Raw genomic sequence first — 25,060 nt, forward strand, 5'->3', positions numbered from 1 at the left:
ACCCCGGATCGACAAATTAACCGCCTTGTTTTTAAGCAGTAGCATAATTCACTCTGCTGATTTGTCGGTACTGATCAACATAATCCCGGGGTGTTTGGCCGATAATATGCTTAAATACCCGATTGAAATTGGTGATACTATTGAAGCCAACTTTAAAGGCTACACCGGAAATGCTTTCCGGGCTTTCCCCTAACACCAGGCTTTTGCAGGCGTCATTCACGCGAACCTCGTTTAAAAAGGAAACAAATGTATGGCCGGTATGCTTTTTAAAATAGCGGCAAAAGCCTTGTCTGGTCATACATGCGGCATCAGCAACATCTTCCAGGGAGATCTGATGATTGTAATTGAGGGTAATAAAATTGATGATTTTACTTAAACGCATCCCCTCCGATTCTGAAAAATCAGGAGAATAAAGATTGGAACACAGCGACTCCGCGCGCTCACTGATCCCATTTAACCGATCCACAAATTCCAAAAAATGGTGTAACATATTCGATCCGCTTGCGGTATGGATGTCCAGCATTATTGAAGTAAGCTCATTCCGCATGGATGCCGGAACTTTAAATCCATGTCTCATTTTCAAAAGGAAAGAGGTACTCAACTTCATCTCCGGCAGATTAAACAAGGGTGCCATTAGTCCTGCCGGATTGAAGTAGAGTGAACATGCCTGGATTTCGATATTACTATCCGGGGCAAAATATTCAGGGTTACTTTTAAAGAGGTGTGGCAGTTTTGCGCCTATTACATAAACATCTCCGGATTGAAAGGCATGAAGGTCATTTCCAGCCAGTAAAGTCCCTTCTCCTTTTTGTATCCAGGTCACCTGCCATTCATCGTGGCGATGAAAATGAGGATAAAAGTAAGGTTGCGCTATTATTTCTGAAATGACGCTTTTATCGTCTGGAACAAGAATTGTAAATGGTAATACCTTCATGTTGATAGCTTTATTGACCTGATATTAAAGCTACCAATATTCGCCTTTATTACAAAAGAAACTAAGCATTTCGGTTAATATACTACCATATATTTAGACAAAACTGCAAAACTAATACCCTAACGGTCAGGAGAAAACATGGAAACATCCATTTCCAGAGATTCCTCTCCAATCAACTGGCTCACCAAAAAACCGGTTGCCGGCCCTAAACTAAGGCCCATCATTCCATGCCCTGTAGCCACAATTAGATTCGTCAGCTGTTTTGTTCTACCAATATAAGGTAAGCCATCTGGCGAAGAAGGTCTAAACCCAAACCATACCTGCTCTGCTGATGGCAACGCTGGCTTTAAATCAGGGAAATATTTGGGTACGGATTCAACGATTCCTTTTACCCTTTGCATATCAATCCTGTTATTAATTTTATCGAGTTCCATGGTACCGCCAAATCTCAAACTCCCATTCATCGGCGTAATGGCAACCCTGGCCTCACAAAGCAAAGCCGGAATAGTCATTCTTTCTTCTTTTTCGGGCTCCATAAATGAATAGCCTTTACCTGGCATAATGGAAATACTCAGACCAGCTGTCTTTGCAATCGCCGGCGACCAGGAGCCGGCAGCAAGTACGTAATGATCTGCTTCAAAAACGCCATTTTCGGTATGAACACACACGATCTTTCCCTCTTGCTTTACGATGTGCTGAACTTCTTCGCCTCTCCGGATCTCCACACCGTTGTTTTCCAAATAGCTGCTGAGTGCAGAAATTAGCTTTGCAGGATATAAATGGGCATCACAGCGGTAATGAACCGCGCCTAGTACATCAAGATTAAGCTTTGGCTGTAACTTCCTGCACGCATCGGCATCCAGTACTGCCATATCCAATCCTAACTCATTTCCTTTAGCGGCAAGGTGTGCCTCTTCTTCTGCCGCCTTTTCCGTTTTATAATAGGCCAGGATACCATGATTGCTCAGCTCAAATTTAAAATCCTCTTCCCTTGCGAGATCCTGGTACAGTTTTTTACTGAGCAAGGAAAGATCCCGCAAGGGAATTGCTGCTGCTGAGACATGTTTCTTGTTGGCATACCTCACAAATTTAGTCCCCCATTTCAGCAGATCCATATTTAAGGAAGGACGCACATAAAATGGACTTTTACGATCAAACATCCACCTGATTCCCCGGGTAATCATTCCAGGTGAGGCCAAAGGCACAAAATGGCTGGGTACAATCATACCTGCATTGCCTAATGAACAACTATCTCTGATCTCCCCCTTATCAATGATCGTAACCTGATATCCTTTTTTTTGTAAATAATATGCTGTGCTGAGCCCCATTATGCCCGCACCGATAATTAAGACCTTAGACATAATTCTGTTTAAAATAATTATTGATATATTTTTAAATGACCTGAAAGCCATGGGCATAAGGATCATCGCTATCTATCTTGATGGTATTATAGCCAAATACCCTGGCCCAGCCTTCAACACTTGGAACAATAGCCTTGATCCCATTAAGATCAACCTCTTCTTCTACACGGCCAATAAACTTGCTGCCAATAAAGCTTTCATGAATAAAGTCTTCCCCTATCTTGAGCTTTCCTTTTGCATACCATTGGGCTAATCTGGCAGAAGTTCCTGTACCGCATGGAGACCTGTCAATGGCCTTATCGCCATAAAAAACCGCATTTCTAGCGGTTGAATTCTGATCCAGGGTTGCTCCCGTCCATAAAATGTGGCTGCAACCATTAATAGTGGGGTCCAATGGATGGACAAAAGTATAAAGCTCATTGATTCGCTTCCGGATCGTCTGACTCCAGCTAATCAACTGTCCTGCCGTATAATTTTCCAGGCCTGGAAAGTTTTTCTGGGGATCTATGATTGCATAGAAATTGCCTCCATAGGCTACATCAAAATTCAGCTCCCCTAAATCCGGACATTCCACACTCATATTTTCTCCTGCGAGGTAAGCTGGAACATTCCTCAATTTAACAGACTCCACCTTATTCCCCTTTTGGGTGTATTCAATTAATACCAAACCTGCAGGAGCCTCCATCCTGATGATTCCAGGTATTTTCGGTTTAATAATCCCCTCCTCAATGGCTATGGTGATGGTGCCAATTGTTCCGTGTCCACACATCGGAAGACAGCCGCTGGTTTCAATAAAAAGTACAGCAACATCATTTTCCAGGTTGTGTGGCGGATATAGGATACTGCCCGACATCATATCATGTCCACGGGGCTCAAACATAAGCCCGGTTCTAATCCAATCGAACTCCTTCAAAAAATGTTGTCGCTTTTCGCTCATATTGTTGCCGGTCAATTGAGGGCCGCCACCTGCAACCAGTCGTACAGGGTTTCCACAGGTATGGGCATCTATGCAAAAAAAGGTTTTACTTGCCATTTTATTTCTTTAATTGTTGATCAATTTTTCTATAAATCCCTAATGGATTACCATCCTTTAATGCATTTGGCAGCAACTCCTGCGGCCAGTCCTGAAATGCCAGTGGTCTGACAAATCTGTAGATAGCTGACGTTCCTACGGAGCTGAAACGACTATCATTGGTGGATGGAAATGGCCCACCGTGTTGCATTGCAGCGCAAACCTCCACCCCCGTAGGTACACCATTAAGAATGATCCTTCCGGTTTTTGACTTTAAACATTCTACTATATTTTGATGCGCCTGAAGGTCCTTGACTGTTGCCATTAGTGTGATCGTGAGTTGGCCATCCAGTTCAGCCAACGCTCTTTCTAACTCCAGCCTGTTTTCGCAGAATACCAATAGCCCATGCGGTCCGAAAACTTCCTCCATTAAGCCCTTATTTTTAATAAAACCTGAACCACTTACCGCCAAAATTCTAGGAACAGACTGACATTGCAGATTTTCATTGATAGCTGCTGATTCCGCTAATAAGGAAACACCTTTCTCTTTCAACATGGCATTAGAGCGGGACAGGTAATTTTCTGCAATTCCAGGGGTTAGCATCGTTGCAGAGGGTGTTTTGGAGATCGCCTCAGCTAATGAAGATTTGAAACGGTCTAAGCCATCACCTGAAATAGCAAACGTTATCCCTGGATTGGTACAAAATTGTCCGGCACCTAAAGTAATGGATGCGGCCAGCTGTCTGGCCATTTCTTCAGGCCTGTTGTCCAGCATTTCAGGAAATAAAACTACCGGATTAATGCTGCCCATTTCGGCAAAAACAGGAATGGGCTCGTCCCGTTCCTCTGCCAGTTTGATCAGTGCCATCCCCCCCTTAAACGATCCTGTAAAAGCGACTGCTTTAGTCAATTTATGTTGTACCAGGGCGGCACCAATGTCCAAGCCATTATCAAAAAGCAAAGCGAATATTCCCTTTGGCATTCCCGTTTCTGCTGCCGCTGAAATGATGGCCTGACCAACGAGCGCACTGGTCCCAAAATGCGCAGGATGTGCTTTCACAATTACCGGACAACCTGCCGCTAACGCCGATGCTGTATCGCCTCCGGCCACTGAAAAAGCCAAAGGGAAATTACTGGCTCCAAATACCACAACGGGTCCAATCGGAACTAACATTTTTCTGATATCCGAACGAGGCACAGGACTTCTTTCCGGCATGGCGGTATCAATCACAGCATCCACCCAGGAACCTTCCAATACAAGATCCGCGAATAAACGCAACTGCCCGGTTGTTCTGCCCAATTCTCCCTGGAGACGGGGAATCGGAAGACCACTTTCCTCCGAAGCTCTGTTAATAATCTCTTCTCCGTTCGCCACTAATGCATCGGCTATAGCTTGTAAAAAGAGCGCTTTCTTAGCCTGATCAATCTGCTGATAAATGTAAAATGCCTGTTCGGCAGCCGCTAAGGACTCCTCCACGATTTTAGCATCAGCCTTAAGAAAGGTACCTGCTAACTTTTGTCCGTTTGCAGGATTAACTGCATAAAGTTCTACCCCGCTCATACCTCTGCCGTAACAGATGCTCCCCAGCTACCCACCGGAAGTAATGGGCGTTCCGCTAAAGCATCATTTATAATCTTAAGCACGCTCAATCGCTCTTCCCCTGTTAAAGGTAGACGCGGTGCCCTCACTGCTTCCGTTCCAATTCCAGTGGCGACTTCCGCAAGCTTAATATATTGAACTAATTTAGCGTGAATATCGAGTTCCAATACAGGCAAAAACCAACGATAAATGGTAAGGGCTTCCGGAATTCGGTTTTCTTTGATTAAGTTGAAAATCGCTACAGTTTCTCTAGGGAAAGCATCCACTAAGCCGGCAACCCAACCATGAGCACCCATTACGATACTTTCCATTGCCAATGGATCTACACCGGTAAAGATCTTAAAGCGATCTCCAAACCTGTTGATCAACCTGGTTACATTTGAAACATCCCTGGTTGATTCTTTAATCGCCTGAATATTCGGATATTGGGTTAGCACTTCAAACATATCCAGGGTAACTTCAATCTTATAATCAACAGGATTATTGTAAATCATGATCGGAAGTGGTGTACTCTCTGCTATAGCGCCAAAAAAGGTTAAAGTTTCTTCAGCCGATGCATTATAACGCATTGGAGGCAGCAACATTAATCCATTTGCGCCAATTGATGCTGCTTTTTGTGCAACTTCAATTGCCCTTTTAGTGGTTCCTTCTGCAATATTTAACAATACAGGAACTCTGCCCTTTACAAATTCCAGCGTATGAGACAGCAATGTGAATTTCTCCTCATCGGAAAGCACACTAGCTTCGCCTAAACTACCCCCAAGTATAATTCCGTTAACTCCGGCCTCGAGCTGTGCGGTAAGGTTTAGATCAAAAGTCTCTAAATCAAGTTCGTCGTTTGCTGTAAATTTCGTCGTTACAGCGGGGAAAACCCCGGTCCAGTTAATACTCATTTCAAATCGGTTCTTTAAGTTTATGATGGTAATAAACCAAAGGTATCATCCATAAAAATGAGAAACCTACCTGATATTAGCCGATAATAACTACATAATATCTTATTAATCAGAGAACTGGAAAAACATACTTCTGACCGCTACATTACTGTAATTCCCGAAATTGAAATGCCTGGCTATGCTCCAGCTGCATTAACGTTCTATAGCTATTTAGGCTGTACCGGTGGGCCATACAAAGTTCAGGTAACCCGGGCCATCAAACCTTACAGTTATGTAACCAAAAAAATGTATCATCTATATCACCTTTGTACCGGATATTCCTATTAAAAAGGTACCTATTATATAAAACATTTTGCGTTGCGGCATGTTAACACCAAAGAGTGATTAATGAAATATGACCCCCTATTAGAACCTCTAACCTAGTGGATAGAGAATGTATATCTAGTTCTAAAAGTTTTCATTATGCCAGTTCATAGCAAAATATCTTTTGATTATCTGACGCATCTAAAAGATGCCGGGGAGATGGGGTATTTAATATACTCAACCAATTGGTCTAACTCCAGTTTAGGTAGTACGGAGACATGGCCGCAAAATTTACTAACCGCTCTGGACATTATTCTAAACTCAAAATTTCCAATGTTTCTATGGTGGGGCCCTGAGCTTATTCAATTTTATAATGATGCTTATAAACCAACCCTGGAAAAATTAAATAAGCACCCCGAAGCATTAGGGACAAGAGCTCAGGATTGCTGGCTGGAAATCTGGCCGGCAATAAAAACCCGTATCGGAATGATGATGGCCGGGGACACCATGTTGTGGCATGAAGACCAATTAATACAAAAACAAACCAATGGTCACCCTGAAAATAGTCACTGGGTTTTTAATTGCAGTCAACTCTATAATATCGAAGGAAAAGTTGGGGGACTATTGGTTACCTTTTATGAATCCAATAGCCAAATAAAATCTGAGCATCAGCTTTATGACACTTTAAGACAACTTTCAGAACGCGAAGCCAGATTTAGATCACTGCTTGCTGATGCACCTGTAGCCATTGCGGTTTTTAGAGGAAGAGATCTGATTATCGAAACGGCAAACGAAAAAATGCTTGAAGTTTGGGGTAAACATGCTACAATTATAGGAAAACCGCTTAAGTTAGCCATACCTGAGTTAGAAGCCCAGGGTTTTCTCCAGATCATGGATGAGGTTTACATGAATGGCACTCCTTATTATGGAAATGAAATGAAAGTTTTTCTGAAACATAATAATAAAACAGAGGAAGTCTATTCAAACTATGTCTATCAGCCCTTGAAAGACACAAACGGTAAAACTGTCAGAATAATGCTGGTAGCCAACCTAATTACAGAACAGGTAAAGGCAAGGTTACGAGCCGAAAAAAGTGAAAAGCGATTCCGGGCTTTAATCAACGCGCTTCCTCAAATGGCAATGACCAATACAATCAAGGGAAAAATGACTTATTTTAACAACCGTTGGTATGATTATACCGGGCTCAATCCCACTGAAACATACGGCAGCAAATGGCTCAAAGTGATTCATCCAGATGACGTACATGAAACACTTCGCAAATATAATTTAATCAGGTCAGGTCATGAAGGAGGAGAATTTGAAAACAGATATCGCAACACTGAAGGAATCTACCGTTGGCATTTAAACCGAATGCAACCAATTCTGGAAGATGGGATGGTTGGCCTTTGGATTGTAACGGCAACCGATATTCAAGAGCTAAAACAGCTTCAGCAACAGAAGGAAGATTTTGTTAGTATTGCTGGTCATGAACTAAAAACACCAATTACGAGCTTGTCTGCTTTTATGCAACTCATCAGCCGACTCCATGAGCAGCCACAAACAGAATCTTTGCCCATTCTAATTGAAAAGGCTTCCAGAAGTCTGGATAAAATTACCATACTGGTTGATGATCTGCTAAACGCAAGTAAGTTAAATCAGGGGGAACTTTATATAAAAAAAACCTGGTTCACCATCTCTAAATTGATAGGAGACTGTTGCAATCACCTCAAAATTGAAGGCACCTATAGTATTAAAACTACCGGAGACCTGGATTTGAAGGTATATGCAGATGCTGATAGAATCGATCAGGTGATCATAAACTTTGTCAATAATGCCCGAAACTATGCCCCGGAATCTAAAGAGATTATTGTTGATATTCAAAAAATAAAAAAAAGAGCAAAGGTTTCTGTTATAGACAAGGGCCCGGGAATACCAAAAGATCAGATCCCGCATTTGTTTAACCGTTATTACAGAGGCGATAAAAGTCGAAGCCACTATTCAGGTTTAGGCCTTGGCTTATATATATCGGCAGAAATTATAAAAAGACATGATGGTGAAATTGGAGCAGAAAGCGAGCTTGGAATTGGTAGTGTTTTTTGGTTTACACTACCAATTAAATAGTAATGAGTTGTTAGTTCTATTTGACTCTGTTCCAGGTTTCATTGAGCTGGAATTTTTCCTGCCCATCATTTCCCTTGATCACCCCCTTTAAAGACAATTGGTTTTTATCAGCCGAGAAACTATACTTCAGTTTATAAGTCTCTCCACTTAACTTTCCATTACTCTGTGCCGATTGACTCTCAATAATTTCTTCATAACTGTTATCATCCAGGACAACAAACTTGCCTTTGTGCGAAAGCCTGGATTCAACCGGAGTAAATGCCAGGTTTTGAAAGGTTCCGTCTTCACTGAAAATTTTAACCAGATGAACTAAGACCAGCTGCTTTCCATCGGGTGTTGTTACTTTTGGGCCATCCAACTCCCAAATCCCTTTGAGAAAAGTTTTATTGGTTTCCTGTGCGTTAGCATAAGAGATACTTGTGAATAGACAAGCAGACAAAATGATGGTTTTTAAGGCGTTTTTCATGTTTTGGTTTAGGGTTAAATTTAATTACGAATCAATATGGCCAGGCTTCATTGTCAACCCGGGGCGATAAAAATCGTAGGAGGTCGCAAATACCCCCTTAGAAAGTCCTGTTCACACAGTATCAATTTTAGAAAACCAACTTAACTTCGAATATCAAAACAAATTAAGTATTTAAATTAATTATGGCAACTAAGATTTTTGTGAACCTCGCAGTTAAAGAACTGAAAATTAAATTCTTATTTGGCCATTCACAAAGTACCCTAATTTTCAACCCTTTAAACTTAAGCACATGTCATTTCAAGGATATCTAAAAACTATCAAAGAGAAAACCGGCAAAGGTCCGGCGGATTTTAAAGCACTTGCAGCCGAAAAAAAATTCCTGCAAGATGGCGAGTTAACTGTAAAAGCAGGAGAAATTACTGCCTGGCTTAAAGATGATTTTGATCTTGGTCATGGCCATGGCATGGCTATTTATGCCCTTTTAAAAGGTATTAAAGATGAAAATAGTAAGTAAATATTAAGCGAAGAGAATAGTAGCTCATATTGTATACATTTGGTTAACCAAATATATACAATATGAAAGTAAACCTCCCCCTACTTACCCTGATCGCATTTTGCTACCTTAGTCTGGCTTGTAAAAAACACATAACCAGCACTCCTCCGGTTAAAAATGAGGAGCGTGTTACCTTAAGTGCTGATGGTAAAACGGACACTTATGCCTTGATAAATAAGTTTTTTGGAGGCAGTGGTGATGTTGTTGAAGTTCCGGACTGTGGCCATCTGGCTTTTGGAAAACACATTCAACAAGTCTTTGACAAAGACCTCAATACCTATGTATTTCTTTTTTTCTTGCACGTTAGTCCGGACAATGACCGTTGTACCCCTAAAACGGATCGCCAGCGCATTGAGATTAAAACCTATGATAAATCACCTGATTCCCTGATCGCAGCATTGAACGATACATTTGTGTACAAATGGAAAATGAAGCTCGACAAAAATTTCCAGGCCTCCCCTTCATTTTCTCACCTTCACCAAATTAAACCAGGCGATGGCGATGCAGACATGCCCATGATTACCCTGACTGCCAGGAATAAAAAGGCCGGAAATAAACTGGAGGTTATCCATAATGGCGGCGGAGATGACCAAACCAGTCTTGGGAAATTGTATGAGGTACCGCTCAAAGAATTTGAAGGGCAATGGGTTGAATTTACCGAAACAGTCCGGTTTTCTGAACATGGTAGTTATGAAATCAAGGTGACCAGAGTCGCTGATAAAGCGGAACTACTCCATTTTAAAAAAGAAGATCTAAATCTATGGCGCAAGGAAACCACTTTTTGCAGACCTAAATGGGGCTTATACAGGAGTTTAAATGACAAAGGCTTTTTAAGAGATGAAGAGATTCGTTTTAATGATTTCAGCATTCAAAGGCTAAAGAAATAATTAAGCTGAATATTTTGCTAATGTAATTATGTTTTATATATTTGGTTTACCAATTAATTGGTAAACCAAATATAACGTATGAAAGCTTTTATTGAAACGATTAAATCAATCGAGATAGAATCGCCCGTTGATAAAATAATCGGGCAATTGAAACAACTGATTACTTCCGGACAATTACAACCTGGCGACAGGCTACCTGCAGAACGAATGCTTGCCGAGAAATTTGGTGTAGGCAGAAGCTATGTAAGGGAAGCGATTTTGAAACTGGAGTTTTATGGTTTGTTACGCACCAATCCCCAAAGTGGCACCTATGTATCTGGCTTAAGTATCAAAGTATTGGATAATATTATTACAGATATTATAAAATTCAATAAAGATGATTTTAATGCCCTACTTGAAGCCCGCTATTACTTAGAACTTGATGCCGTAAAACTTGCTGCCGAAAGAAGAACAGAACAAGACCTGATTAGTCTGAAGGAAGCCATGATTGATTATGAATCTAAGGTAGACAGCGGACAGAATGCTGTGGAAGAAGACATGATCTTCCACATTCGAATTGCAAGGGCGACCAAAAATCCTGTCATTGAATCTATGATCCTGATTCTTATCCCTGACCTCATCAAAAACATTGTAGAAAATAAGATATGCGGCGAGAATCGTGGTATTCAGGCTAAAAATGAGCACCGTCTGATTTTTAAAGCCATCGAAGATCAGGATATTGATGCTGCAGAAAATGCTGTAGCGACCCATCTTGATGATATGTTTCAAATCAGCAGAGCAGGATTTACTGCGCAAAAACTAATTCAAAAAATTTAACTCTATGACTTGGCTCCGCTCCTGATCATTCTCTATCAGGAGTAATCCTTTTCTTTAATTCATCATTATGAACTGCTTTAAGAAGTTAGTATTAGGTTTCTTGTGTCTGTTTTTTTCATTGACTTTGGTCGCCCAGGTGCATCCTGGTTTAATGATGACCAAAGAAAATATACCTGCAATCAGGAAAGGAGTGTTGACCTATCCAATATTAAAAAACTCTTATGAAGTGGTTAAAAAAGATGCTGATCTGGCCTTAAGTCAGCCAATAGTAGTGCCTACTCCTGCTGATGCAGGAGGTGGTTATACCCATGAACAGCATAAGAAAAATTACACCCATATCCTGAATTGTGGGATCGCCTGGCAAATTTCCGGTGATAAAAAATATGCAACATATATCAGCAATATCTTATTGAAATATGCTGAGGCTTATGAAAAATGGCCCCTACATCCTAAACGTAAAGATGGTCACCAGGGTGGTCGAATTTTTTGGCAGAGTTTAAATGATTTTGTCTGGCAGGTTTATACCATTCAGGGTTATGACCTTGCTTATGATGCCATTACCGCACAAGACAGGGCAATGATTGAAAAACACCTGTTCAAGCCCATGATGACGTTTTTCACCGTCGACTGTAAAGAAACTTTCGATAAAATTCATAACCACGGTACCTGGGATATTGCTGCAGTAGGTATGACCGGCTATGTCCTCAATATCCCTGAATATGTTCAGATGGCTATTAAAGGTTCCAATAAAGATGGCAAAACCGGCTATCTGGCCCAGGTAGATCAGTTGTTTTCTCCGGATGGTTATTACACCGAAGGTCCCTATTATCAACGCTATGCTTTGTTACCATTTGTGATATTTGCGAAGGCTATCAACAATTACCAGCCTGAATTGAAAATTTTTGAATACCGTAGTCAATTGCTCGCGAAAGCTATAAATACCTCCCTGCAGCTCACCTATACCAATGGTTTCTTTTTCCCGATTAATGATGCCATTAAAGACAAAACTTATGAGTCTGCAGAATTGGTATATGGGGTAGATATTTCCTATGCAGATATTAAGGCCCAACCTGAATTACTGGATATTGCAGAAAAACAAGGTCAGGTGGTCGTTTCAGATGCGGGTTTAAAAGTAGCAACTGCGCTCCATGAAAATAAAACCAAACCCTTCGTATATCAATCACAATGGATTGGTGATGGAGCCGGGGGACTGGATGGTGGTTTAGGGATATTGAGGTATGGCAAAAACAGCGATCAGCAATGTCTTTTACTAAAAGCAGCATCTCAGGGAATGGGACATGGACATTTTGACCGTTTAAATATCCTGTACTATGACAATAATGTGGAAGTCTTCCCTGATTATGGTTCCGCACGTTTCATGAATATTGAATCTAAGAAAGGTGGCGATTACCTTCCTGAAAATAAAAGCTGGGCAAAGCAAACTATTGCGCACAACACCCTGGTGGTTGATCAGACTTCTAATTTTAAAGGAGACTGGCAGGAAGCACAGAAACATCCTGCTGTTAAACTCTATTTTAACAAGGAGGCGACCCGGCAAGTGGCAAGTGCGATGGAAGCGCAAGCCTATCCCGGGGTAACCATGAAAAGAACTTCCGCACTGGTAAAAGTACCATCGCTTGCTAAACCACTACTACTGGACGTTTTCCAGGCATTGTCTTCAAAACCTCATCAATATGACCTTCCGTTTTGGTATAATGGCCATTTAATTGATGCCTCGTTTAAGATTAATGCTTATACAAACAATTTAAAAACGCTGGGCAGCAAAAATGGTTATGAGCATATCTGGGTCAATGCGGATCAGACTTTACCCGCTTCAGGCGGATACATTACTGTGCTAAACAATAAACGCTTTTATACCACACATTTTGTAACCGACTCCCCTATTCAGGTAAAATTGCTTTCTCTCGGAGCCAATGATCCTGATATGAATCTGGTAGAAAGCAAAGCTTTTTTACTTTCTCAAAAACAGGCAGAAAATCAGGTATTCTTTACCATTACAGAAGCCCATGGCGGTACAAATCCAGTGACTGAAACTACGGTCGGTTCGGCTAGTGTAGTCACTGAACTAAAAATCAGAAGTGCCGACGATAAAAGTGTAGCTGTTTCATTTAAAGTTAAAGGTAAGGTTTATGATTATAGGATAAACTACCAGGATAAGGACAATTATATACAACTCACAAATGCAGATATTACAAAGTAATTTATTTCAGATAGAAGAAGAAACAACCTGGGAAGACCTGGGGAATGGTGTAGCCCGGAAAGTTTATGGTTATGATGACAGGATTATGCTTGTTAAAGCAAGGTTTGAAGCCAAAGCCGTAGGGACTTTACATGAACATCACCATTCGCAGGTAACTTACGTTGATAGTGGTGTTTTCGAAATGACCATTGGTGAAAATGTAAGTATCATTAGAAAAGGTGATGGATATTATGTGCCTCCTCATGAAATACATGGATGTATTTGTATTGAACCAGGAATATTAATAGATATTTTCAGCCCACACCGCGAGGACTTCCTGAATCGCTAAAAATTAATTAACCTCCTTAAAAACAATTAACTATGAAGTCAATATTCATATTATGTGGATTGCTATGCGCAAATTTTACGCTCTATGCTCAGGAAATTGAGCCTAAAAAAGTTCAGTATCCGAATGGCTTTACCGAACAGCTGAATGTGGTTTATACCAAAGTTGGCGATTGGGAAGGCAAGCTGGATCTTTATTTACCTCCCCTGACTAAAGAGCCTACGCCTGTTCTCATTAACATTCATGGTGGCGGTTGGAATAAGGGAACCAAAGAATCTCAAACTGGTTTTAGCCGCTTTTTTAAAAAAGGCTATGCAGTAGCTAATATTGAATATCGGCTAACAGGTGTCGCTACTGCTCCGGCGGCTATTGAAGACAGTAGATGCGCTTTGATTTATATCATCAACAATGCTAAAAAACTAAATATTGACCCGGATAAGATCGTGATTATGGGTGGTTCGGCAGGTGGTCACCTGGCTTTAATGGCTGGACTACTAGAGAACAACCCTGTCTTTGACACCAATTGTGCTACGAATACACGGGTTAAAGTGGCTGCAATCATTGATAAATATGGAATCACTGATGTCTGGGATTGGGCATACGGGCCAATTAAAACCAGTAAATCTGCGACCAGTTGGTTAGGAGAAAAAGCTAAAGATGATGCTTTCATTAAATCAGTGTCTCCATTATATCAGGTCAAAAAAACAAGTCCGCCAACTTTTATTGTACATGGTGATGCAGATCCTACCGTCCCTCATCAGCAATCCATCGCCCTCAAAGAAAGGTATGACAAAATGGGTGTAAAAAACGAGTTAGTGATCGTTAAGGGCGGCTTGCATGGTAAGTTTTCTAAAGAAGACAACAGTATGGTAGATGGAAAAATAATGGACTTCCTGAAAAGCTTAGGACTTTAAATACAATCAAATTATAGATAAAAAATGAAGATCAAAGGATTAAGATGGTACATTATAGCGCTGATTGCCCTTGCAACGGTAATCAATTATATCGATAGAAGTGCCATTAATATTTTATGGCCTTATATATATAAAGACTTCGGAATTGCAGACGAGGACAATAAAAATGCACTTGCATTAATTACGACCTTTTTCATGATTGCCTATGCCCTTGGGCAAACGTTTACCGGAAAATTGATGGATGCCGTAGGTACAAGATTAGGAATGACCATTTCTATCGTTAGCTGGAGCATTTCAATCGCTTTACATGCTTTTGCAAGATCACTATTCTCTTTCAATATCTTCCGGTTTATGCTTGGTTTTAGTGAAGCAGGTAACTGGCCCGGAGCCACAAAAAGTAACGCAGAATGGTTTCCTGTTAAAGAACGTGCTATTGCACAAGGTATTTTTGGTGCGGGAGCGGCTATGGGTTCCGTGATCTCCGCTCCGATTATCGCCTTACTTTATATTGCTTTTGGCTGGAAAACAACTTTTGTATTGATTGGCGCATTAGGGCTGATCTGGGTTATTCCATGGTGGTTTGTCAATAAAGCAACACCCGACAAGCACAGTTGGATTACCGAGGAGGAAAAGGTTCATATCCTGGATGAAGGCACCAATGCAACACACACAGCTGACCTTGCCCCGGTTTTAACCTGGAGAGAACTACTGAAATTCAGGAACACCTGGGGTATCCTTGCAGGCAGGTTTTTTATTGACCCGGTCTGGTGGCTGTTTGTAACCTGGCTGCCCACCTTCCTGAAAGAGCAGTTTTTGTTCGACATCAAACAGATTGGTGCCTTTACCTGGTTGCCTTATCTATTTGCTGCTGTTGGCAGCTTACTTGGTGGCTATTATTCTTCCTGGCGGATTAAAAAAGGTGTGAATGCCGTAAAAGCCAGAAAAGATGCCATTGCTATCGGTTGTGCCATTATGATTAGTGCTTTGATAGCCATCGTATATTTCCTGAGTATACTCAAAGAAAACCCTACACTGGCCATGTTGCTTATCGGTGCTACCCTTTTTGGTTTTCAATTTCTGATTGGCAATATCCAGACCCTTCCGAGCGATTATTTCCATGGAAAGAATGTAGGTACGGTAGCAGGAATGGGTGGCACGGCTGCTGTTGCAGGTACGCTATTAACCACATGGGCAGTTCCTATCATCACAAAAACAAGTTATGAATCCTTCTTTGTACTGGCCGCTGTGCTGGTACCAATCACCTGGGTTTGTATCAAATATATAACCTCAAAAAAAATAATCATTTCATAAATAAATTAATTATGCGTCTAAAAAATAAAGTAGCGATTGTAACTGGTGGTTCAAGGGATATAGGTAGAGCCGTTTCTATCGGATTAGCTGCGCAAGGTGCCAAAGTGGTGATTAACTATCATGGAAGTATTGAGAATGCGGAAGAAACACTTCAGATCATACAGGAAGCAGGCGGAGAAGCTATTATTGTTAAAGCCGATGTGACCAAAACCCCGGAAACACTGCGTCTTGTTGAACAAGCCAGACAAGCTTTTGGCGAAGAAATTCATATTCTTGTGAATGTTGCCGGCGGCATGGTTGCCAGAAAAACAACAGCAGAACTTGATGAAGACTTTTGGGATCAGGTGATGGACCTAAACTTAAAAAGTGTGTTTCTGGTTTCTAAAGCGACCATCCCTTATATGCCCGCCGGATCTTCGATCATCAACTTATCTTCTCTTGCCGGCAGAGATGGTGGCGGTCCAGGTGCCAGTGCCTATGCAACCGCAAAAGGTGGTGTAATGACCTATACACGCGCCCTTGCCAAAGAACTAGGTGTAAATAATATCCGCGTAAATGCAGTATTACCCGGCATGATTGCAACCACCTTTCATGATACTTTCAGCAAACCGGAAGTAAGAGTGAATGTAGCTAAGGCCACACTGCTTAAACGTGAAGGAGATTCAAAAGAAGTGGCAGACCTGATCATTTATCTGGCTTCCGATGACGCTAGTTATATCACAGGAACAAATATTGACATTAACGGAGGATTAAACTTCTCCTAACACTGATTTGGTCAGCAGATAAACTGCTGACCAATACCAGCAGTTTTCTACCCCCCAAAACCGAGGTAGATTTTAGCAAAATGACCTTCATGCTTTTAAACCAATCCACACTGGATTGGGTATAAAATAAATTCTAACCAAATAGAAACTAATATGAAAAAATTTTATTTGCAATCTATTCAGCTTGCAGTATTATTTACCTGCCTGTTGTTTATGAATTCTGCTATTGCTCAAACAAAAGTAAAGGTTCAGGGCCTGGTAAAAACTGCAACAGGAGAAACGCTACCTGGCGCTTCAGTGAAAGTAAAAGATGCGAAGCAGGGTACGATGACCAACCCAAAGGGGGAATTTACCATTACTGTTGAAACCGGAAAAACACTGGTATTTAACTACCTCGGTTACCAGCCACAGAGCCACTTAGTTACAAAGGCTGAAAACATCAACATCATACTTCAGGAAATTAAGAATGTAATGGATGAGGTAGTCGTTATCGGCTATGGAGTGCAGAAGAAATCTTCCGTTACCGGTGCGGTGAGTAAGCTCAAAAATGACAACCTCGACGAGATTCCTACCTCAAGACTCGATAATGCACTAATCGGAAAAATTGCCGGTGTAACCATACAGAATGTAAGCTCAGAAGTTGGAGCAGATCCTGTAGTCCGGGTTCGGGGTTTCAGTTCGATCAGTGCCGGTTCTCAACCTTTAGTGGTAGTAGACGGCTACCCTGTCCCCGATGGTCTTTCGTTTGTTAACCCACAGGATGTGGAATCAATCGAGGTCCTTAAAGATGCGGCTTCAAGCGCTATTTATGGCTCCAGAGCTGCAAATGGGGTCATATTGATTACCACCAAAAGCGGCGTTTCCGGTAAACCCAGCTATACCTTTAAAACTTATTACGGCTTTAAAAAGCCTTACGAGCTTAACCCGATATTGAGTGTTACCGAATACACCAACCAACTTTTTGCAGATGCCGCATTGCGGGAAAATGATCCAACGGTACCTGCTAATGAGAAGAATTTAATCACCCCGGCAGAAAGAGCCGCTTATATTATTGAAAACCAAATTGCCGGGGGGCCTACCGACTGGCAAAGGGAAGCGCTGCAAGATGCTTCGATCAAGAATATCCAGCTAGGTATTTCCGGTGGCAAAAAGGAACTAAAATATTACTTATCTGCCAGCGGACAAAAAGATGAGGCCGTATTAAAATATAGTGAAAACACCAGGTTAAATGTAAAAGCAAAGGTTGATGGTGCCCTAAGCAAAAGAGTAACGTTCAGTTTCAACTTCAATCCTTCATACATTAAAACACAGCGACCAGCCGTTAATTTTACCGATTACTTTAGGTTTGGCTCTTTTCTTCCGGTTCAACATGATGAGTTTACCGCAGCTTTTGTTCAGCAAAACTCACAGTGGACAGGTGTTAAGGCCGGAGATTTTGTACAGGCGAGGCATTTTAACGGGCTAAATTATTCCGGCTTAATGCCAGACGGTTCCCTTTGGAGTAGTAACGGTCCGGTTGAACCTTTTGCAACCAGTAACAATACACCCGCATCTATTGCTGCAAGGGAAAACAGGTCACAGGAAAACTTCCGGATGCTTGGCGGTGGAGACCTGAGTGTCAACATTTTAAAAGGCCTTAGTTTCAAAACTTCTGTAGGCGGATATTATACCAACCAGGAAAACTCAACATTTACTTTATCAGATGCCCGTAAAGATGGGGATGTAAACGAGGCGACCATTTATACCCGTCAATACCTCGATTTTTTATGGGAGAATACCTTGAATTACACGCTGAAAAAAGGCAATCACAATTTCACAGGATTATTAGGGTATACCACGCAACAAACTAAAATCAAGGAGAGCAATATTGTGGGGAGAAATTTCCCTACAGACAACTTTAAAACCTTAAATCAGGCGGGGCAAATTGACCAGGCCCTGACCAGAACACTCGAAGACCGGAGCGGATTAATTTCCTATCTGGGTAGGATTACCTATGATTACAAAAGCAAATACCTGTTTTCTGCCAGTTTCAGAACAGACGGAAGCTCTTATTTCGCTGAGGGACAAAAGTACGGTTCTTTCCCTGCTGTTTCGGCTGGATGGGGCATTGGCAGAGAGGACTTTATGAAAAACGTAAACTGGGTTAGCAACTTAAAATTAAGAGCAAGTTATGGTGCTACAGGGAACAATAATATCCCAAGTTTCTCTTTTGTTAACCTTCTTTACCCGGGCAACTATTCCTTTGGTTCGGGTACAGGATCAGTGGATTTGGGCTTATCCCCTAACAGTGATGTTTTAGCGAATCCAAACATTACCTGGGAAAGAACTTTTGAATTCAATTCAGGTATCGACTTTGGTTTTCTGAAAGACAGATTTTCATTAACCCTGGAATATTATAATGCAGTTACCGACCGCTTGTTATACAAACAGGCCACACAGTCCTTTAGCGGTTCTTTTGAATACATTAACAATGCCGGAAAAATCAGAAACCAGGGACTGGAATTAGAATTCACGTCTAATACCATAAAAAACAAAAACTTTAGCTGGACCACTAATTTTAACATCTCCGGAAACAGAAATGAGTTGCTGGAATTGGGTGGTGAGCCATTCCAGTATAATTACGGCGAGCGTAATGAAATTTATGCCGCTATTGTGGGTAAGCCTGCTATCCAGTTTTTTGGTTATAAAACGGATGGCATATGGACTTCTCAGGAAGAAATTAATGCCGCTAAAGCAAGCGGACAAACTTCTACCCTATCCAAGTATTTTGCTGCCGGTGGTTTAAAATATGCGGATGTAAATGGGGATCAGAAAATTGATGTCAACGACCGCGTCATCATTGGCAGTCCATTTCCGGATTTCATCTGGGGCATCAATAACTCTTTTAAGTATAAAGGCTTTGACTTGAATATTATGATCCAGGGTGTACAAGGTGGAAGTGTAATTAACGGGGATGCAAACTATAACGAATCCAGGAAATACAATAAGAACTTCACTGAAAACCGCTGGATTAGTGCTGCAAATCCTGGTGACGGCAAAACGCCTTATTATACCAATGGGGAGAACTGGTTGTTAACAGATTATGTGATCGAAGACGCTTCTTATGCTGCTTTGCGAAACATCATTTTCGGTTATTCTTTGCCCGGTAAACTGGTTAAAAAACTAGGTGTAAATGGCGTAAGAGTTTACAGCTCTATTGATAATGTACTTTACCTGATGGGAAAAAGTTACAGAGGCATTAACCCTGAAGCGAGAGCCACCAGCGCTGCCTATGCTTCTCCCCTGGTAAGCGGCTATCAACGTGGAGCGTTCCCAATCGCCAGAACTTACACTTTTGGATTAGATGTTAATTTCTAGGCATAAACCCAATTAAAAAACTGACCATGAAACATTTAAAATATTCCTTTTTTGTAATTATATTTTTCACAATTAGCTGCAAAAAGATAATTGCTATTGACCCCATCTCAAATATAGGTGTAGAAAATTTCTACAAGAATTATGAGGAGACTAAAGTTGGACTTACCGGTAGTTATAATGGATTGCAATTGCCATTGGAAACGGAATGGATGCTAACCGAATTGAGGTCTGACAATACCAAACAAGGGGTTCCTAATAGTTCAGCTTCAATCAATGTAGAATTTAATGAGCTGGACATGTTTACCTTGAATTCTTCTCATGATAAGGTTTACAGATATTGGCTACATACCTATAAAAATATCCGGTCTGTCAATTATGTATTGAAGAGCCTGGGCCTGATCTATGAAAATGGCAGCCTCAAATTTACAGAAGGATCAGCAAAAATGACTGAGGCACAAAGTAATCAATTGGCGGGTGAGGCTTTGTTCCTTAGAGCTTACCATTATTTTAACCTGGTTAGGTTGTATGGAGGCGTGTTTTTAATCACCACACCTGTTGATCCCAAACAATCTAAACAATTAAACAGAAGCTCAATACAGGATTGCTATCAATTGATTGTGGCCGACCTTTCTAAAGCAAAAGACCTGATGTCTCCGGCTTCGTATGGCGCTATCCCTGATGCTGACCGTGGAAGGGCAACCAGCTGGGCAGCAAAAGCATTGCTGGCTAAGGTTTATTTAACTTTAAATCAGAAAAATCTGGCTTTGCCCCTATTGGATGATGTGCTCCTGAATAGCGGTTATGGTCTGCTTAATTCCTATTCGGATGTATTTTCCATCAACAATGAGTTGAATAAAGAGATTCTTTTTTCAGTTCGGTTTAAAGCCGGTGGATTTGGCCTGGGCAACAAGATGGCAAATTCTTTTGCACCAACTTCCAGTGGCAATGCCGTGATTAATGGCGATGGATTAGGCTATAATTTCCCAACAGCAGAATTGGATGGTAATTATAAAATATTAGCAGGTGCTCCTGTAGATCAAAGAAGAGATATAGCTATTGGCAAATATGGTTCGAAGTTATATGTAAAGAAATTTATATCACCGGTTCTGCTGAAAGATGATGCAGAGAATGATTTCCCGGTCATCCGTTTTTCTGATGTCATGCTGATGAAAGCAGAAGCTTTAGGATTTGATGGTCCGTCCGGAGTTGCTATGGGTCTCATTAACCAGGTCAGGGAAAGATCAGGTGCCGCAAATTTCGTTGCTGGTGATTTCAAAACTGGTTTTTATAAATACCCGTCAGATGCAAGTCAGACGAATGCAGTAACAGATGACGGAAAGTTTATAGCTGCACTTTTTAATGAAAGACGATTGGAATTTTCATTTGAAAACCAGCGGTTCTTTGATTTATTGCGCAGCGGACAGGCAATTGAAGTCCTGAAAGCCCATTTTTCCACTGAATTCCCAACCCACTACAAGAGCATTGTACCAGCGATAACAGTGGTTCAATTACAAAGTAATGTGGTAGACAACCGGATGCTATTACCAATTCCACAAAAGGAAATTGACAGCAATGATCAGCTTAAAATCACTCAAAACAATGGTTATTAAAACTGTAATCAAATGAAACAAAAGCTAAAATTAACGGTACTTATTCTTTGCATCTCCGCATTAGCAGCCTGCAAAAAAGATAAGATAGCAGAAAAAGGCACAACTAAGGTTACTGCTAAAGAATTCAGTTATAATATGGCCTTAAAAGCGATAACACCTGATGAAGTGATCAATGGGAATATCAGCTCTGGTTCGGGAATTAAACAGATTTACGGCTACCTCGTTCGTTTGAATAAAACCGATTCCCTGATCTACAGAAGTACGCAGGATGCGATCAATCAAAATGATTTTCACTTCGTTATTCCTACGGTAAGTTATGCTTCAGCAAATCTTGAAAAGATGCAGGGCATTAAGTTAACGATCAGGGATATGGATAACGACACGTTTGAAGGCTTTGTCAAAGTGACCGCTTTTAGTCCTCCTATGCCGCAGTTAAATAACATTCCTACGCGTTTGCTGCCAGACGAAAGTGGGAAAATAATGATCACTGGAACCGCTTCATCAGAAAATGGAATTAAAGAAATCGCGATTTACGATGATTATCAGGGGATTGATGCCTTAGTTGATAAAATTGACTTGCTCAACAAGGAGAAAACTTATGATTTGAATTACACGTATACGTACCGTAAAAATGCTTCCAGACTAAAGGTGGTGATTACTGATCTTTATGGTTTAACTGCAAGTTCGGTTACTACTATTCCATTGCTTAATTACAATCTTTTTAAAGGCATTGAAATGATGGCGAATGGCACTACCGCCAGCCCATCTACCAGTAGCTTTTTTATGGGTGAAACGGGTACTGTGACCGGAAGTTGTAACATTAGCGGACAAGAGCAAAAAACTGACTTTGTAGGTTATTGCACGAGTACTTTTATTTACACCATTTACAGTCCGGCGAATACAACTACCATTTCAAAAAACTTTAAATGTGGTACAGCTATCTGGGAACCAAATGCGGCTAATTTAAAGGCAACGAAGTTCAGGGTTTTAGTACCCGGCACCTCAGCAGTAGATCAGGTTTATGCAGCATTTAATACAAATACGATTACAGAGCTTAGTGATGCATTTTTTAATGGGATTCCTGTTCCCGCCGGGAATACCGCAAAATTCGATGCCAATCCGGCAAACCAAACAACCGCAATATTCAACCTGACCAACGCCTGGTTAATTTGGGTACGTGTACCAAAAGCTGACGGATTAACCTTTACAAACCAACTACTTAGGGTTAAAGAGGTTAACATTGCTTCAACAGCGGCACTTTCAACTATTAAATTTGACATTTTAGTATCTAAATGATGAGAAGATTAATATTGATTTTCCTGATGTTTAATGCGATCAGCTCCATTGCCGGCATAGTTGTCCATAATCCGGAAGAACTTCGAAAGACCGTTCTAAAGGCAAAACCTGGTGATACCATTGTACTAAAAAACGGAGCATGGAAGGATGCTGCATTAATTCTGAATGGTAAGGGTACTGCTAAAAACCCAATTGTCATCAGACCTGAAACCCCTGGCGAAGTAGTCCTGACCGGCAACTCTTATTTGCAATTAGCCGGTGAATATCTACAGGTCATGAATCTCCACTTTAAGGACGGTTTTACACCTAACAGAGCTGTGATTTCCTTTAAGACAGACCATAAAAACCTGGCTAATCATTGCAGGGTTACTGGTTTAGTGATCGAAAATTACAGTCAGCCACAACGCCTTAAAGGGGATACCTGGGTAATTCTTTATGGAAAACACAACCGGATAGACCATGCTACATTTGTTGACAAACTGAATTCCGGGCCAGTAATTATTGTGGAGCTGGATGATGAGCGAAGTCAGGCGAACTACCATCGTATTGATAGCAACTATTTCAAGGGGCGTAAGCGCTTCGGTTCCAATGGAGCCGAAACGATCCGCGTAGGAGTTTCCAGATATTCTTTGACCCCTTCCAGAACCAGTATCAATCATAATTATTTCGAGCGCTGCAATGGAGAGGTGGAAATAATATCCATTAAGTCCGGAGAAAACAAGGTTAGTTATAATACTTTTTATGAAAGTGAAGGTGGTCTGGTTTTAAGACATGGTTCGAACAACCTGGTGGAAGGCAACTTTTTCAATGGTAATAACAAGCTATTTACTGGCGGCGTAAGGATTATTAACCCCGGTCACAAGGTCTTAAACAATGTCTTTTATCAGCTTAAAGGAACTCAATTCAGAGCACCTTTAAGCATTATGAACGGGGTACCTAACTCTTTAATCAACCGCTATTACCAGGTTAAGGATGTAATTGTAGAAAAAAACACTTTTATTGATTGTACAAATCTCCTTTTTGGGGCTGGAAAGGACGCGGAAAGAACACTGTCCCCTCAGAATGTAGTCTTCAAAAACAACCTGTTTTTTAGTAAGGATTCAACAATTTATGAGAATTTAAACGATGACAATGGGCTGAAATTTGTTGACAATGCCCTCAGCGCAGAAAACATTGGGGATCTGCCTGCTGGTTTCAAAAAAACAAAGGTAAAACACTTGCGCCTAAAAGGATTTGAACTGCCCTACGACTCCGGGTACGGAGCTGATCTGAAGCAAATTTCATTTATTGAGGCCAAAAACACAGGTGCCTCATGGTTTCATCCAGTTGTTAAAACTGCAGCGCGCAAAGGCAGAAGTTTTAAGGTAAGCGCAGCGCAAAGTGAAAACTTTAAGAGTTACATTCAGCAGGCTTTGTCCGGGGATACCATTATCCTTACTGATACAGGTTATTATAAAATGAAGGAGAGCATTCAAATCAATAAAACACTGATGATTATGGCTGCGAAAAACCTGACTAAAAGACCAATACTCTTAAATGCAACTTTCAGTAGTATGCCAGCATTTTTTATAGTTGAGAATGGCGGTCGCCTGAGTGTAGAAAATATAGCCTTTAAAGGGACTTTTGAAAGTTTTTCTGGTGTTGATGCAGGTATTAAATCTACTGAATTGCCAATGAACAGGCCTTATTATTTAAATGTCAATGGCTGTGAATTTTATGATTTTAACGAAAGTACACAGAGTGGAATTGCGGGTTCAAAAGGTACACTTGCAGATAGCCTGCTGGTCAGTAATTCTATTTTTCATCACCTTTCCGGGACTGGTATAAATCTGGCTTCAGAGAAAGACGATAAAGGTATTTACAATGCTGAAATTGTAAGTATTACCAATTGCGTATTTACAAATTTATTGGGAAGTGCCATAAATATATATCGTGGGGGAAATGATGAAAGTACCCTGGGGCCTTTTGTAACGATCAATTATTGTTCATTTAATGAAGTTGAAAATAGAGAACAAGGTGCTGCCATCAAACTTATTGGTGTACAGCAGGCGAAGGTTACTAACTCCGGGTTTTCAAAATGCGGTCAGGGAGGCCGTTCGATACAGTTTCAGGAGTACCGAACGGACAATATTCTTGTTGATTATTGTAATTTCTACAAATCCGGAAAAATAGAATCTTTTTATAATAAAGTTGCTGGTCAGCATGTGTATACTGAGGAACCGGAATCACTAAAACTTACAACCGCATCAAATAGTCAGCAGCCCCTTGGGGCAAGTGTTCCACTACTTCAATCCTATAGCTATTAAACTCAGCATT

Annotated in this window: 20 protein-coding genes; 14 read left to right on the forward strand and 6 right to left on the reverse strand. The window is 41.0% G+C overall.

The features are described from left to right. Positions 1–31 precede the first annotated feature (31 nt). The 5 genes from OQX61_RS00500 to OQX61_RS00520 all read right to left on the reverse strand — a co-directional run bounded on the left by OQX61_RS00500 (position 32) and on the right by OQX61_RS00520 (position 5,800). Entirely contained in the window at positions 32–934 is a 903-nt protein-coding gene (locus OQX61_RS00500) for a helix-turn-helix domain-containing protein (protein WP_265839678.1), read from the reverse strand. 119 nt (positions 935–1,053) lie between these two features. Next, complete coding sequence (locus tag OQX61_RS00505) at positions 1,054–2,295, reverse strand: FAD-binding oxidoreductase (RefSeq protein ID WP_265839679.1); 1,242 nt, start codon at positions 2,293–2,295, stop codon at positions 1,054–1,056. Between the two features lie 31 nt (positions 2,296–2,326). Beyond that, positions 2,327–3,328, reverse strand: coding sequence for a 4-hydroxyproline epimerase (locus OQX61_RS00510; RefSeq protein ID WP_265839680.1), 1,002 nt, complete (start codon positions 3,326–3,328; stop codon positions 2,327–2,329). 1 nt (position 3,329) lies between these two features. Then, on the reverse strand, positions 3,330–4,868 hold the full coding sequence (locus OQX61_RS00515; RefSeq protein ID WP_265839681.1) for an aldehyde dehydrogenase (NADP(+)): 1,539 nt from the start codon (positions 4,866–4,868) through the stop codon (positions 3,330–3,332). Next, on the reverse strand, positions 4,865–5,800 hold the full coding sequence (locus OQX61_RS00520; protein WP_265839682.1) for a dihydrodipicolinate synthase family protein: 936 nt from the start codon (positions 5,798–5,800) through the stop codon (positions 4,865–4,867). The genes OQX61_RS00515 and OQX61_RS00520 overlap by 4 nt, the downstream gene beginning before the upstream one ends. Before the next feature lie 117 nt (positions 5,801–5,917). Here OQX61_RS00520 and OQX61_RS24300 point away from each other — a divergent pair, with 117 nt between their 5' ends. Further along, the gene (locus OQX61_RS24300; RefSeq protein ID WP_265840311.1) at positions 5,918–6,127 is read left to right on the forward strand and encodes a family 20 glycosylhydrolase; all 210 of its coding nucleotides are present in this window, start codon (positions 5,918–5,920) and stop codon (positions 6,125–6,127) included. Positions 6,128–6,262: 135 nt separating this feature from the next. Next, positions 6,263–8,224, forward strand: a complete 1,962-nt coding sequence (locus OQX61_RS00530; protein WP_265839683.1) for a PAS domain-containing sensor histidine kinase — start codon at positions 6,263–6,265, stop codon at positions 8,222–8,224. A 16-nt stretch (positions 8,225–8,240) separates the two neighbouring features. Here the strand turns inward: OQX61_RS00530 and OQX61_RS00535 are convergent, their stop codons facing one another. After that, positions 8,241–8,690, reverse strand: coding sequence for a DUF4488 domain-containing protein (locus OQX61_RS00535; protein ID WP_265839684.1), 450 nt, complete (start codon positions 8,688–8,690; stop codon positions 8,241–8,243). 289 nt (positions 8,691–8,979) lie between these two features. Here OQX61_RS00535 and OQX61_RS00540 point away from each other — a divergent pair, with 289 nt between their 5' ends. From OQX61_RS00540 to OQX61_RS00595, 12 genes are all read left to right on the forward strand, one after another. Continuing rightward, positions 8,980–9,204 (forward strand): DUF4287 domain-containing protein, encoded by a 225-nt coding sequence (locus OQX61_RS00540; RefSeq protein WP_265839685.1) that lies wholly within the window; start codon positions 8,980–8,982, stop codon positions 9,202–9,204. Between the two features lie 62 nt (positions 9,205–9,266). After that, entirely contained in the window at positions 9,267–10,130 is an 864-nt protein-coding gene (locus tag OQX61_RS00545) for a heparin lyase I family protein (RefSeq protein ID WP_265839686.1), read from the forward strand. A gap of 78 nt (positions 10,131–10,208) precedes the next feature. Next, positions 10,209–10,946 carry a FadR/GntR family transcriptional regulator gene (locus OQX61_RS00550; protein WP_265839687.1) on the forward strand — a complete coding sequence of 246 codons (738 nt, stop codon included), beginning with the start codon at positions 10,209–10,211 and terminating at the stop codon, positions 10,944–10,946. A 67-nt stretch (positions 10,947–11,013) separates the two neighbouring features. Beyond that, complete coding sequence (locus OQX61_RS00555) at positions 11,014–13,167, forward strand: heparinase II/III family protein (protein ID WP_265839688.1); 2,154 nt, start codon at positions 11,014–11,016, stop codon at positions 13,165–13,167. Next, complete coding sequence (locus OQX61_RS00560) at positions 13,148–13,495, forward strand: cupin domain-containing protein (RefSeq protein WP_265839689.1); 348 nt, start codon at positions 13,148–13,150, stop codon at positions 13,493–13,495. Before OQX61_RS00555 ends, OQX61_RS00560 begins: the two co-directional genes overlap by 20 nt. 32 nt (positions 13,496–13,527) lie before the next feature. Then, positions 13,528–14,406 carry an alpha/beta hydrolase gene (locus OQX61_RS00565; RefSeq protein WP_265839690.1) on the forward strand — a complete coding sequence of 293 codons (879 nt, stop codon included), beginning with the start codon at positions 13,528–13,530 and terminating at the stop codon, positions 14,404–14,406. 24 nt (positions 14,407–14,430) lie between these two features. Further along, on the forward strand, positions 14,431–15,717 hold the full coding sequence (locus tag OQX61_RS00570) for an MFS transporter (protein WP_265839691.1): 1,287 nt from the start codon (positions 14,431–14,433) through the stop codon (positions 15,715–15,717). An 11-nt stretch (positions 15,718–15,728) separates the two neighbouring features. Then, a complete protein-coding gene (locus OQX61_RS00575) occupies positions 15,729–16,481 on the forward strand; it encodes an SDR family oxidoreductase (protein WP_265839692.1) in 753 nt (250 codons plus the stop codon). A 153-nt stretch (positions 16,482–16,634) separates the two neighbouring features. After that, on the forward strand, positions 16,635–19,838 hold the full coding sequence (locus tag OQX61_RS00580; protein ID WP_265839693.1) for a TonB-dependent receptor: 3,204 nt from the start codon (positions 16,635–16,637) through the stop codon (positions 19,836–19,838). Between the two features lie 26 nt (positions 19,839–19,864). Further along, positions 19,865–21,448, forward strand: a complete 1,584-nt coding sequence (locus OQX61_RS00585) for a RagB/SusD family nutrient uptake outer membrane protein (RefSeq protein ID WP_265839694.1) — start codon at positions 19,865–19,867, stop codon at positions 21,446–21,448. 12 nt (positions 21,449–21,460) lie between these two features. After that, complete coding sequence (locus OQX61_RS00590) at positions 21,461–22,744, forward strand: hypothetical protein (protein ID WP_265839695.1); 1,284 nt, start codon at positions 21,461–21,463, stop codon at positions 22,742–22,744. After that, positions 22,741–25,050 (forward strand): polysaccharide lyase 6 family protein, encoded by a 2,310-nt coding sequence (locus OQX61_RS00595; RefSeq protein WP_265839696.1) that lies wholly within the window; start codon positions 22,741–22,743, stop codon positions 25,048–25,050. Before OQX61_RS00590 ends, OQX61_RS00595 begins: the two co-directional genes overlap by 4 nt. Positions 25,051–25,060: the final 10 nt, after the last annotated feature.

It is taken from the genome of Pedobacter sp. PLR, assembly GCF_026239675.1.
Lineage (GTDB): Bacteria > Bacteroidota > Bacteroidia > Sphingobacteriales > Sphingobacteriaceae > Pedobacter.

Excerpts from the sequence above, each read along its gene's own strand:
- OQX61_RS00530 (WP_265839683.1), top strand. The coding sequence starts at position 6,263 with ATGCCAGTTCATAGCAAAATATCTTTTGATTATCTGACGCATCTAAAA.
- OQX61_RS00590 (WP_265839695.1), top strand. The coding sequence starts at position 21,461 with ATGAAACAAAAGCTAAAATTAACGGTACTTATTCTTTGCATCTCCGCA.
- OQX61_RS00510 (WP_265839680.1), bottom strand. The coding sequence starts at position 3,328 with ATGGCAAGTAAAACCTTTTTTTGCATAGATGCCCATACCTGTGGAAAC.
- OQX61_RS00515 (WP_265839681.1), bottom strand. The coding sequence starts at position 4,868 with ATGAGCGGGGTAGAACTTTATGCAGTTAATCCTGCAAACGGACAAAAG.
- OQX61_RS00520 (WP_265839682.1), bottom strand. The coding sequence starts at position 5,800 with ATGAGTATTAACTGGACCGGGGTTTTCCCCGCTGTAACGACGAAATTT.
- OQX61_RS00565 (WP_265839690.1), top strand. The coding sequence starts at position 13,528 with ATGAAGTCAATATTCATATTATGTGGATTGCTATGCGCAAATTTTACG.
- OQX61_RS00500 (WP_265839678.1), bottom strand. The coding sequence starts at position 934 with ATGAAGGTATTACCATTTACAATTCTTGTTCCAGACGATAAAAGCGTC.
- OQX61_RS00505 (WP_265839679.1), bottom strand. The coding sequence starts at position 2,295 with ATGTCTAAGGTCTTAATTATCGGTGCGGGCATAATGGGGCTCAGCACA.
- OQX61_RS00560 (WP_265839689.1), top strand. The coding sequence starts at position 13,148 with ATGCAGATATTACAAAGTAATTTATTTCAGATAGAAGAAGAAACAACC.
- OQX61_RS00540 (WP_265839685.1), top strand. The coding sequence starts at position 8,980 with ATGTCATTTCAAGGATATCTAAAAACTATCAAAGAGAAAACCGGCAAA.
- OQX61_RS00595 (WP_265839696.1), top strand. The coding sequence starts at position 22,741 with ATGATGAGAAGATTAATATTGATTTTCCTGATGTTTAATGCGATCAGC.
- OQX61_RS00550 (WP_265839687.1), top strand. The coding sequence starts at position 10,209 with ATGAAAGCTTTTATTGAAACGATTAAATCAATCGAGATAGAATCGCCC.
- OQX61_RS00580 (WP_265839693.1), top strand. The coding sequence starts at position 16,635 with ATGAAAAAATTTTATTTGCAATCTATTCAGCTTGCAGTATTATTTACC.
- OQX61_RS00575 (WP_265839692.1), top strand. The coding sequence starts at position 15,729 with ATGCGTCTAAAAAATAAAGTAGCGATTGTAACTGGTGGTTCAAGGGAT.
- OQX61_RS00535 (WP_265839684.1), bottom strand. The coding sequence starts at position 8,690 with ATGAAAAACGCCTTAAAAACCATCATTTTGTCTGCTTGTCTATTCACA.
- OQX61_RS00570 (WP_265839691.1), top strand. The coding sequence starts at position 14,431 with ATGAAGATCAAAGGATTAAGATGGTACATTATAGCGCTGATTGCCCTT.
- OQX61_RS00585 (WP_265839694.1), top strand. The coding sequence starts at position 19,865 with ATGAAACATTTAAAATATTCCTTTTTTGTAATTATATTTTTCACAATT.
- OQX61_RS00545 (WP_265839686.1), top strand. The coding sequence starts at position 9,267 with ATGAAAGTAAACCTCCCCCTACTTACCCTGATCGCATTTTGCTACCTT.
- OQX61_RS00555 (WP_265839688.1), top strand. The coding sequence starts at position 11,014 with ATGAACTGCTTTAAGAAGTTAGTATTAGGTTTCTTGTGTCTGTTTTTT.